Annotated in this window: 3 protein-coding genes; all 3 read left to right on the top strand. The window is 49.2% G+C overall.

What is annotated here, in order from left to right; translation table 11 throughout:
- A partial coding sequence (locus Q0241_RS06625; RefSeq protein ID WP_299374981.1) for an acyl-CoA dehydrogenase family protein occupies positions 1-387 on the top strand: 387 nt, incomplete at its 5' end.
- 98 nt (positions 388-485) lie between these two features.
- Positions 486-1,694 carry a CaiB/BaiF CoA-transferase family protein gene (locus Q0241_RS06620; protein ID WP_299374983.1) on the top strand — a complete coding sequence of 403 codons (1,209 nt, stop codon included), beginning with the start codon at positions 486-488 and terminating at the stop codon, positions 1,692-1,694.
- A 58-nt stretch (positions 1,695-1,752) separates the two neighbouring features.
- The gene (locus Q0241_RS06615; protein WP_299374979.1) at positions 1,753-3,381 is read left to right on the top strand and encodes a thiamine pyrophosphate-binding protein; all 1,629 of its coding nucleotides are present in this window, start codon (positions 1,753-1,755) and stop codon (positions 3,379-3,381) included.
- Positions 3,382-3,456: the final 75 nt, after the last annotated feature.

Raw genomic sequence — 3,456 nt, 5'->3', positions numbered from 1 at the left:
TGTTGGCATGCGGCGCGTCAATATACGCTGGATCGTAAACAGTTTGGTCGTCCTTTGGCGCAGACCCAATTGGTACAGAAAAAGCTTGCGGATATGCAGACCGAAATCTCTTTGGGGCTACAGGGGTGTGTACGTGCTGGCCAGTTGTTTGACGAAGGCAAGATCGCCCCGGAACTTATTTCCATGATTAAACGTAATTCCTGTGGCAAGTCACTGGAAATTGCCCGAACAGCCCGTGATATGCATGGCGGTAACGGCGTCTCAGATGAATTTCATGTCATCCGGCATGTGATGAATTTAGAGGCCGTGAATACTTACGAAGGTACGCATGACGTACACGCGCTCATTCTTGGGCGGGCACAAACCGGCTTACAGGCCTTTATGTAAGTTCGGGCCTTTATGTAGGATCGGAATTTAAAGCGGTGATAAAGCCTTCTGATAATCAGAAAGATGATATGCCCCCTAAAGATATGCCACTCGATGACATGCCCTTGGAGGGGATTAGGGTTCTTGATCTGTCACGTGTACTAGCCGGTCCCTGGGTTGGTCAGACTTTGGCCGATTTGGGATGTGATGTGATCAAGGTAGAGCGCCCGGGTTACGGGGATGATACCCGTGCCTGGGGGCCTCCTTTCGTGAAAACCCCTGCAGGCGAAAATACGCAAGAATCTGCCTATTACATGTCTGCCAATCGGGGAAAGCGATCTTTGGCTGTGGATATGACAAAGCCAGAGGGGCAGAAAATTCTTCAGGATCTTGCCCTTCACTGCGATATCGTTATTGAAAACTTTAAGGTCGGTGGTCTTAAAAAGTTCGGCCTTGATTACCAAAGCCTGTCAAAGATAAATCCCAAGCTCATTTACTGTTCGATCACAGGCTTTGGTCAGGAAGGTCCCTATGCCGACAAGGCTGGCTATGATCTGATGATACAGGGCATGGGCGGCTTGATGAGCATTACGGGGGAGACCGAGCGACAGCCTATGAAGGTTGGTGTTGCCGTTGTTGATTTGTTCAGCGGGATGTACGGGGTTACGGGTATTCTTGCCGCGTTGTTTAAACGAGAACGAACCGGGCGTGGCGATCATATCGATATTGCTTTGATGGATTGTCAGGCCGCGATGCTTGCCAATCAGGCTACGAACTATCTGGTTTCGGGCAAGGTGCCGCATCGCAGAGGGAACGCGCACCCAAATATTTCCCCCTACGAAGTTTTTGAAACGTCGGACGGTTATATGATTTTGGCCGTTGGGAATGACCGCCAGTTCGAAGCTTTTTGTGATATTGCAGGGTGTGCAGAGTTTGCAGAAAACCCTAAGTACCAGACAAACACAGCAAGAGTTGAAAACAGAGAGGAACTTGTTCCTTTTGTTCAGGAGATTTTGAGGGGAAAGCCGACTGATTATTGGATTAAGTCCCTTGAAACCGTGAAGGTGCCCTGTGGACCGATTAATGACCTTTCTCAGGTTTTTGCCGATCCGCACATTCAGCAGCGCGGTATTCTCAAGGAATATACGCATCCGGACGGTGCGCAGCAGCAATTGGTTTCTACGCCGATCAAATATGGACAGGCAAAGTCTGGTGCTGAACTCCCGCCGCCGATGTTAGGGCAGCACACGGACGAAGTGCTCAGTGATATTCTTGGTACGGAAAAGGATGACATTGAAAAGCTGCGGCGCATTGGGGCGATTGCATAACCAAGTGGTCTAAAGCGAATTAACAAAATAAAATCAAAAAGTTGGACAGGAAAAATTGATGGTAAATCTAAAAGAACGTTCAGGCGGGGAAATTCTGGCTCAGGGCCTGCAAGCACATGGTGTCGATACGGTGTTCTGTGTGCCGGGCGAAAGTTATCTGGCTGTTCTGGACGGTCTTTATGATTTAACAAAAGACATCAACGTTGTGACCTGTCGGCAAGAAGGTGGCGCGGCCTATATGGCCGAAGCCTATGGCAAGCTGAAAGGAACGCCGGGGATCTGTTTTGTAACGCGAGGGCCGGGAGCAACCAATGCCTCTATCGGTGTTCATACCGCCTATCAAGATTCCACGCCGATGATCTTGTTTATTGGTCAGGTGGCGCGGGATCAGCAAGATCGCGAAGCTTTTCAGGAAATTGATTATCGCCGCATGTTCGGCGAAATGGCGAAATGGGTTGCTCAGATTGAAACCGCTGATCGTATCCCTGAATATCTTAACCGTGCCTTTCATACCGCGATGTCCGGCCGACCGGGGCCTGTGGTTTTGGCGTTGCCCGAAGATATGTTGACCGAACTGGCAAGCGTTGCCGATACCCCAGCCTATAAAAAGATTGCATCTGCACCGCGTCCCGAAGATATGGCTGATTTCAGAGCGCTGTTAAGTGAAGCGCAAAAACCTTTGTTGCTCATTGGTGGTGGCGGTTGGTCAAAAGAAGCCAGCCAGAATGTAACGGCCTTTGCTGAAAAAAATCATCTGCCCGTTGCTTGTGCTTTCCGCAGGCAGGATGCTTTTGACAACCATCATGATCAATATATTGGCGAAGTTGGTATTGCGCCGAACCCCAAGCTTGCTGCGCGGGTAAAGGAAAGTGATCTTCTTATCGTTGTTGGGCCGCGTCTGGGGGAAATGACAACCAGCGGATATAGCTTGCTGGATAGTCCCAATACCAAGCAAAAGCTTGTGCATGTTTTGCCCGGCGCAGAGGAACTCAATCGCGTTTTTAATGCAGAGCTGGCGATTTTGAGTGATTTGACGGCCTTTACCAAAGCCGCCTTAGAACTGGAATCGATCGACGCACCAGTTTGGAAGGTAACGATTGCTGAAGCGCGCGCTGAGTATGAAGCATTTATTGCTGAAGAAGCTGGCATCAAAGACTTCCCGATGCACAAAATCAGTAGCTATCTGAGGGAAAATTTACCCGAGGATGCCATCATTACCAATGGTGCCGGAAACTATACGATTTGGGGACAGCGGTTTTATCAGTTTTCATCTTATCCAAGCCAGTTAGCCCCGACTTCCGGTGCCATGGGGTATGGCGTTCCGGCAGGTATTAGCGCTAAAATTACCGAACCCGAGAGAGTTGTTGTGACATTGGCCGGGGACGGCTGCTTTATGATGAACGGGCAAGAAATTGCGACTGCGGTTCAGTACAAGGCGAATGTGATCATTATCGTGGTGGATAATGGATGTTTTGGCACAATCCGTATGCATCAAGAGCGAGAATACCCTGACCGCGTTATTTCAACCCGTTTGAATAACCCGGATTTTGCAGCTTTGGCGCGGGCTTATGGCGGGTTTGGTATTGCTGTCGATAATGCAGATCAGTTTCCCGAAGCCTTTGAACAGGCTAGGAATAGTGGCAAGCCAGCCCTTATTCATATGAAGGTGCCAAATGTGTGGGAGTAGGGCGTTGATCCAGAATCTCTAAGCAAGATCTCTAAAATAGAGAATCTATAAAGGCGGAGATTCTATAAAAGTCTC

It is taken from the genome of uncultured Kiloniella sp. (assembly GCF_937128705.1).
Classification (GTDB): Bacteria; Pseudomonadota; Alphaproteobacteria; order Kiloniellales; family Kiloniellaceae; genus Kiloniella.
The sequence above is the reverse complement of the archived record's forward strand: the minus strand, read 5'-3'. Positions and strand labels throughout refer to the sequence as shown.